Origin of the sequence: Crocosphaera chwakensis CCY0110 (genome assembly GCF_000169335.1) — a bacterium.
Classification (GTDB): Bacteria; Cyanobacteriota; Cyanobacteriia; order Cyanobacteriales; family Microcystaceae; genus Crocosphaera; species Crocosphaera chwakensis.
This window is the reverse complement of the sequence record NZ_AAXW01000053.1, coordinates 21,868-29,546: the sequence shown is the minus strand read 5'-3', so window position 1 is coordinate 29,546 and position 7,679 is coordinate 21,868. Positions and strand designations below refer to the sequence as shown.

Sequence of the window (7,679 nt, the reverse complement as noted above, 5' to 3'; positions counted from 1 at the left end):
AAAGTGACTCCGAAAGGATTATCACAAGAACGTTTTATCTTTAATGAAAAATTGGCTTATCCTCTATTTATTTTATTAGCATTAAATTGTATTAGTCTTAGCTATAGTATGTTTCTAGTTTTCAGCGATAATTCTAGTATAGTGGAACCACAGTTATTAGGAGGATTACAATTAATTTGGTTATTTAATTTATATAATATTCTCATTTTAATTATTTCATTGTATATGATGGTAGATGCACCAAAATCTGATGTTTATCATTGGTTAACTGTTAGGAAAAAAGTTAAAATTTTTGAATTAGATTCTTATTATAATACAAAAGGTTTAATAACTAAAATATCAGAAGTAGGAGCAGAAATTCGAGTAAATAATAATCAATTTTCACTAAATAAAATTATTAAAATAAAGTTTCCGAAGCATAATCTTGTCATCGCTGCTATTATTAAAGACATTCAATTTCATAAATCCTATAGTCAACTAATTGTTACATTTTCTGATCTCAGTTTATTAGAAGAAAGAAAATTAATTGCAATTTTATATGGTAATTCTGATCAATGGAAATCAAAAAAAACGCCAGGAGAATTGAAATCTCTCTGGTTAATGTTAAAAGTTTTAGTCCGTCCTAATTTTTTAAGAAAACGTCAATAATTAATTTAGAAGTTTAACTTTCCATAACTGAAGATGTTCATCTCTAAACACCTCAGTAATTTTAATATTTTCTGATTGTTCTAAGGTTTCTTTTCCTTTATTAGTAACAGTTAATAAGAAAACAGTGTGAAACTCTTTTGATAGTTGATAGTTATCAGTATGTGAGAATAATTGTAATTTAACATGAGAATCAAGTAAATAACTTAATGCCATAATATTACCTGAATTATAACTGGTATCATTACCGATTAATAAAGGAGAATTACTTTCATTAATTATTTGAGCTACTTTTGGTAAACTATAACTGATTATTTTAGTATAAGATGTATTTTTTTGTAAATTATTGATACAAGATAAAAGACTAACTGAAAAAACAATTAGAGTAATTATTGACCAAATTTTAGTATTCAATATTTGAGGAGATATTAATTGATTAGCTAATAAATAAGCAATACTGACATCAGTAATAATGTAAAAAGGAATTAAATAACGAGGAGATAGAGAACGAACTCCTCCTAAAACAATATCTGGAATTAATAAACATGATAGTTGAACACCCATCATCATAATAATGAATAACCAACATTTTTTAGGAGTATTATTAATTAGAAAATAGAGAGAATATAGAACTAAGATTAAATAAATAATTATAACAAAATTAGTAAATATATTGTTGAATTTTAAATCAAAGTCTATAAAAATACGACTGAGATTAAAGCCCCAATATTTTAATAAATATAAAGCTGAAAAATGGAACTCTTTTGTCCAACTGGTAATCAGTTTGTATCGTTCATAATTAGCTATAAAAACACTTATCCAAGGAGTAAATAAAATAACAGAAAGTATTAAAGAAATACTGAGAGAAACAGAAACTTTTGTCAATCTAAATTGATTCAAGAAAAAAGTATAAGCTATTTGAGCTATTATCACAAATAAAGTAAATAAAGAAGTATAAAGACTAAGGATTGTCAAAATTACATAAATTCCCCACATTAAATAAGATTTAGATAGGTTAATTGTTTGAGCATTTATCAACTCAATGGACTTTAATAAAGAAGCGCTCGATAAAGTAATTAAAACTGTCCATAAAGCATATTCTCTAGCTTCTTGAGCATAAAGAATATAAAAAGGAGAAACAGCAATTAATCCCACAGATATAGCACTCACAATGGGTTGTTTGAATAATTGCCAACTTAACCAGTAGATAGCAGGAAAAAAGAATAAACTAACCCAAACAGAAAAGCTTCTAATAACGGTAACCGAATCTCCGAATAGTTGTCGCCAGACTCTTACTAAAATATAATATAAAGGAGGATGATGAGGATCTTCAATTGCTAAAACCTTCAGGGTATCTCCTAACATTTTGTGAGGATGATTTTGTAAATAATATTGTAATTGCTTAGGTTCAAGAATGTCTCCTGTAAATAAATTATTTATCCAATCACTCATCAAAAATCCGCTAATATGTAAACTGGTAAAAATTTCATCATGCCAGTAAACTTTCTGTTCAATATTTATAAATCTAAAGAGGATTCCTAATATCAGAAAAATGAATATAATTAAGTATAAATATCGAGAGAATTTTGCTAAGTAGTAATTAGGCATAATTAGAACTGTTTTGCATATTCAAAAATTTAGTTAATTCTGGCTGAAATAATAATCTAACGGTTCCAGTTGGTCCATTACGATGCTTAGTTAAAAGGATTTCAGCTATTCCTCTATCTACCGTATCAGGATTATAATATTCATCCCTATATAACATCATAATTAAATCAGCATCTTGTTCAATCGCACCACTTTCTCGTAAATCTGACATCATTGGACGTTTATTATTTCTTGCTTCAACTGCACGACTTAATTGAGATAAAGCAATAACTGGGGCTTTGATTTCACGAGCTAACCCCTTCAAAGAACGAGTAATTTTTGATAATTCTTGAACTCTATTTTCGCTACCTGAACCCTCCATTAATTGTAAATAATCAATTAAAACTAAACCAAATTCTCCTTTCTTTTCTGCTAGTAAACGACGAACTTGAGAGCGAATTTGAGTCACTGTAATATTAGCAGCATCATCGATATAAATCGGCAAATTGGATAAAGTACCAATAGCAATACTAATTTTTTCATAATCATTTTGTACAAATCTTCCTGAACGCAAACGGTTACTTTCTATTCCTGCTTCTGCTGCTAATAAACGCATAGAAAGCTGTTCTTTTGACATTTCTAAACTAAACATTGCTACTGGTAAATCAAAGTTTTTGGCAATATTTGCGGCCACTCCTAACCCAAATGCTGTTTTCCCCATTGATGGACGACCCGCTATTATAATTAAGTCCGAACGTTGCAACCCTCCTGTCATCGCATCTAAGTCATAAAATCCAGTTTCGATACCCGGAAGTGCAGTTTGTTCGTGGAGTTTTTCTAACTCGTTAAAGGTTTTAATAATGGTATCAGAAATCGGGATTAATCCCTCTTGAGGACGTTTTTGAGTTAAAGCAAAAATCTTTTTTTCTGACTCATCCAAAACAATCTCTAATGCTTGAGTGGTTTCAAATCCTAAATCAACAATTTCATGACCCGCAGCAATCAATTGACGGCGTAAATATTTATCCATTACTAAAGTTGCATAACGGTCAATATTTACCGCAGAAACCGTTCGATCTAACAACTGAGTTAACTTATTGAGTCCACCAACTTGTTCTAATAAATGATGATCATCTAAGGTACTTTTAACCGTTAAAAAATCCGTCGGTTGTCCCTGTCCATATAACTTTAAAGCTGCTTGATAAATTTCTTTATGGGACTGAACATAAAACGCTTCTGGATTCATTAAATCCACCACCCGTCCCATCGCTTCAGGGTCAAGTAAAATTCCACCTAAAATAGACTCTTCTGCTTCAATATTTTGAGGGGGAAGGGTTTGATTAATAACCATAAGCAACTTCGTAACACAACATCCTAATTTTACTGCAATTTTGTTATTTAGGTAACTCTGTACTAAAGATTGAATCACGACTCCTTGATCGGTTATGCTAATAACTATTAAGAATAACGATTTAAACAATGAAAATCGCAATTACTGGTGCCACGGGGTTTGTAGGAACTCGATTAATTAATAGCTTAAAGGATGAAGGTCATCAATTTGTTATCTTCACCCGAAACATTAATCGTGCTACAACAATTTATCCCCCTTCTACTTTTCCCAATGTGGAAATAGTTGCTTATAATGCCACAGAATCAGGAGAGTGGCAAAATAAAATATCAGGGTGTGATGCTGTGGTGAATTTAGCAGGAGAACCTATTGCAGAAAGATGGAGTCCTGAACATAAAAAAGCCATCTTAGAAAGCCGTCAGTTAGGAACCCGAAAAATAGTCGAAGCCATTAGCAAAGCAAAAGATAAACCTTCCGTTTTAATTAATCCTTCTGCTGTGGGTTATTATGGTACCAGCGAAACAAAAACCTTTGATGAAAATAGTCCCCCTGGTGATGATTTTTTAGCCGAAGTTTGTCAAGCTTGGGAAAGTGAAGCGCAAGAAGTAAAAAAAGTCAATGTCCGTTTAGTCATTTTGCGGTTCGGCATTGTTTTAGGTACAGAAGGGGCTTTAGCTCGTATGATTCCACCCTTTAAACTATTTGCCGGTGGACCAATTGGCAGTGGTCGTCAGTGGTTTTCTTGGATTCATATTGATGATTTGGTACAGTTAATTAAAGAATCGTTAAACCGATCAGGTATTGTCGGAACATTTAACGCTACAGCCCCTAATCCCGTGCGAATGAATGAATTATGTCAAACCCTAGGAGACGTGATGAATCGACCTTCTTGGTTGCCAGTACCTGATTTCGCCCTAGAAGTTCTCTTAGGAGAAGGCTCAAAAGTTGTTTTAGAAGGTCAACAAGTGTTGCCGAAAGAAACCCTAGCCTTAGGATTTCAATACCAATATCTTACGATTAAATCAGCCTTAATGGATATTGTCCCCAAGATGTAAATCACCTGTTTCTTAATTCATGGCAACATTTAAAGGTGTCAATTATGGCTCATATTGTTGTTATTGGCGGAGGAATAGGAGGATTACCAACAGCCTATGAATTGCGCCATTTACTCTCTTCTTCTCATAAAATTACAATTATTTCTAATCAACCCAAGTTTACTTTTATTCCGTCTTTACCTTGGGTTGCATTAAACTTAATTTCATTGCAACGGATTCAATTAGAAATCAAGCTTATAGTAGAAAAAAGGGGAATTAATTGGTTATTAGGAACCGTTACAAAACTAGACCCAAAAATACAACAAATAACAGTAGAAGATGAAATTATAACCTATGACTATGTTATCGTCGCAACTGGTGCAGAACTCGCTTTAGATGCTATTCCTGGACTCGGACCAGAAACAGGATATACTCAATCTGTGTGTAATCCCCATCATGCACAAAAAGCCGGTCAAGCATGGTCCGAATTTTTAGCTGATCCAGGTCCATTGGTGGTGGGGGCAGTTCCTGGGGCTAGTTGTTTTGGTCCGGCCTACGAATTTACCCTGTTAGCAGATGCAATTCTCAGGAGATTACGACAGCGAGAACAAATTTCCATTACCTTTGTTACCCCTGAACCTTATCTAGGACATTTAGGAATAGGTAGCATGGCCAATTCTCAGGCATTAGTTACAAAATTAATGGCAGAACATAACATTAATATCCTAGAAAATGCTGCGATTTCCCATATTTCATCTGATACGATCTATTTATCAACTGATCAGACTTTGCCCTTTAAATATGCCATGTTGTTACCTCCCTTTCGAGGTCCTAGTTTTTTGAGAGAAATCCCTGAATTAACGGATGAAAAGGGATTTTTATCCGTTTTACCCACTGGACAACATCCTGACTATCCCTCCCTTTATGGTGTGGGTGTTGTGGTGCAAATTAAACCCCCAGAAGTGACTCCCATTCCTATCGGAGTTCCCAAAACAGGACAAATGACAGAAGCAATGGGAATAGCAGTAGCCCATAATATTGCTTGTGAATTAGGAGAAATATCGAGTAATTTGATGATTCCAACCCTAGAAGCTTTATGTTTGGCTGATTTTGGACAAACGGGGGTTTGTTTTTTGGCTGCCCCCATTTTACCCGATGCTATCACAGAAAAACGCAGAAAAGCGATCGCCTTACAAGGAAAATGGGTGAGTTGGAGTAAAACAGCCTTTGAGCAATTTTTCTTATTCAAAATGCGTCATGGTTGGTCAGTTCCTTGGTTTGAACGGTTAGCTTTGCAAGGGTTGGGATTATCTTTAGTTAAACCTTTGCTTAGATCAGACTAAGGCGTAAATTCAGTTAAAGCTGCTTGAATATCTGGGATAAACACCCCATACATTCCCCGTAAATCTCCTTCTTTGAAATCATAAGCCAAATCTTGAGGATATTTTTCTTGCACAAATTTGGGTCGAGAATTTTTTGCCCCGTGACAAGCTAAACAACTCCCTTCAACATTAATGCGTCGATAATAAGCGGTTCCCTTTTCTCCTTTCATCATTTCTCGTTGCCAAAAACCCATTAACTCTGGGTTTTGCTCAAAGTTAGCTAAGGCCATTGTTTCTTGTAAGCTATTAGGCGAATGGACAGGATTTCGATATTTGTTAGCAATTTGTCTTACTTTCCAGCCATTTTCTTGACTCAGTTGTTTTGCTCGTATACCAACAGGTTTACACACTTGTTTAAAGGTATCTAAATCAGGTGCTTCTGGCTGATTTTTTAAAGTTGAAGCTAACTGTGTTCTCATCCCATCAAGTGCCTCAATTTCTTGAACCGCTTTGGTTAATTGATTGGGATCAGTTTGGGCGTTAGCTATGGTGGGATTTCCTATTAATAATAAGAACATAATAGGGATAGCAATCAACATGAACCCCAAACCTTTGAAAATCATTGGATGATTGATCATGCTATTTTCTCCTACTTTCTTCTGGTTGATTGCTTGTGACATTGAGATAGTCTAATTGCCACCATTGGCGCATTCCCCCCGTGACATTCAAGACCTTAGTAAAACCCATTTTAAGTAAAAAGTTAGCTGCGATGGGACTCCGATGAGCGGTCAAACAAATAACAGCAATGGGTTTATCTTTCGGTAAATCTCGGAACCATTTCGGGAAAATAAACTGCCGTAAGTAAGCATTTTTTGCCATTAAAATACGAGGTAAACTAATATTAACCGCTCCTTGAGCATGACCTCTAACATATTCAAAATTTGAGCGAACATCAATTAATAAAGGACGATTTGATAATTGATGAAATTCTTGAGGAGAAATATTCGTAACCGATGGTTTTAAAGAAGTTGTTGCAGTCATGTTGATCATCTCTTATATAGGGTTTACAAATTGTGAAAACTGTAGCTACGACCATCCTGGGTGTACAGTCTAGAAGACTGTATTACAACTGTGATTAAACCCACCAAGGGCGTTCTCCCATGCGAGGATCGATTTCAGTCCAAGGAGAAAGCCAAATGGCATCATCGATCACCGCCACATGAACCAGTTTTAAAGGACGGTTAGCGGGACCACGAACCACAGAACCCTCCGCATCGTAACGGGAACCATGACAAGGACATTGAAATTGTTCAGCCATCTCATTCCAGGGAAACGTACAACCTAAATGGGTGCAATTATCCACAATACCCCGTCCATCTAAGGTGTTAGCATCTGTCACAATCAAATAAGTGGGTTCTCCTGCTAAACCAGCAACTAATGCACGAGTTCCAGGAGGATTTGCTAGAATTTGTGACGCAGGAATGGGATTTCCCAGTTTATCTTTAGCCAAGATCGCTCCCCCTTCTCCTATTTCTTTAGGTGGGGTAAAGAATTTGGCCGCAGGATAAAGAGCAGATCCGACAACCACCGCAACCGTCGATCCGGTTAAAAAGTTTAACAGTTGTCGCCGTGAGAGAGACGCTTGATCGAGAGAAATGTTATTTTCCATGATGTTTTTTAAAGTTTAATGGTGAGGACTGTGACCGATAGAGAGGTTTCCTATCGGTCGATTTTTATGCAGAT

The 7,679-nt window shown here is 35.1% G+C and carries 7 protein-coding genes and 1 pseudogene; 3 read left to right on the top strand and 5 right to left on the bottom strand.

Going from position 1 to position 7,679, the window contains the following annotated elements; genetic code table 11:
- Window positions 1–648: pseudogene (locus CY0110_RS22065) on the top strand (glycosyltransferase family 2 protein); the annotation flags it as partial.
- Here CY0110_RS22065 and CY0110_RS22060 read toward each other — a convergent pair.
- Both CY0110_RS22060 and dnaB read right to left on the bottom strand, forming a co-directional pair.
- Window positions 649–2,097 carry a glycosyltransferase family 39 protein gene (locus tag CY0110_RS22060; protein WP_232285783.1) on the bottom strand — a complete coding sequence of 483 codons (1,449 nt, stop codon included), beginning with the start codon at window positions 2,095–2,097 and terminating at the stop codon, window positions 649–651.
- Window positions 2,098–2,245: 148 nt separating this feature from the next.
- Window positions 2,246–3,583, bottom strand: coding sequence for a replicative DNA helicase (gene dnaB, locus CY0110_RS22055; protein ID WP_008277789.1), 1,338 nt, complete (start codon window positions 3,581–3,583; stop codon window positions 2,246–2,248).
- 128 nt (window positions 3,584–3,711) lie between these two features.
- On the opposite strand from dnaB, the gene thyD reads away from it, so the two are divergent.
- Together thyD and CY0110_RS22045 are read left to right on the top strand one after the other, a co-directional pair.
- Complete coding sequence (thyD, locus tag CY0110_RS22050) at window positions 3,712–4,635, top strand: thylakoid membrane protein ThyD (RefSeq protein WP_008277788.1); 924 nt, start codon at window positions 3,712–3,714, stop codon at window positions 4,633–4,635.
- Window positions 4,636–4,679: 44 nt separating this feature from the next.
- Entirely contained in the window at window positions 4,680–5,957 is a 1,278-nt protein-coding gene (locus CY0110_RS22045) for an NAD(P)/FAD-dependent oxidoreductase (RefSeq protein ID WP_008277787.1), read from the top strand.
- On the opposite strand, the gene CY0110_RS22040 is transcribed toward CY0110_RS22045, so the two are convergent.
- From CY0110_RS22040 to petC, 3 genes are all read right to left on the bottom strand, one after another.
- Window positions 5,954–6,616, bottom strand: coding sequence for a Tll0287-like domain-containing protein (locus tag CY0110_RS22040; RefSeq protein WP_232285782.1), 663 nt, complete (start codon window positions 6,614–6,616; stop codon window positions 5,954–5,956). The two genes, CY0110_RS22045 and CY0110_RS22040, sit on opposite strands and share 4 nt — an antisense overlap.
- The gene (locus tag CY0110_RS22035; RefSeq protein ID WP_008277785.1) at window positions 6,576–6,977 is read right to left on the bottom strand and encodes a rhodanese-like domain-containing protein; all 402 of its coding nucleotides are present in this window, start codon (window positions 6,975–6,977) and stop codon (window positions 6,576–6,578) included. The genes CY0110_RS22040 and CY0110_RS22035 overlap by 41 nt, the downstream gene beginning before the upstream one ends.
- Window positions 6,978–7,071: 94 nt before the next feature.
- Complete coding sequence (gene petC / locus CY0110_RS22030) at window positions 7,072–7,605, bottom strand: cytochrome b6-f complex iron-sulfur subunit (protein WP_008277784.1); 534 nt, start codon at window positions 7,603–7,605, stop codon at window positions 7,072–7,074.
- Window positions 7,606–7,679 lie beyond the last annotated feature (74 nt).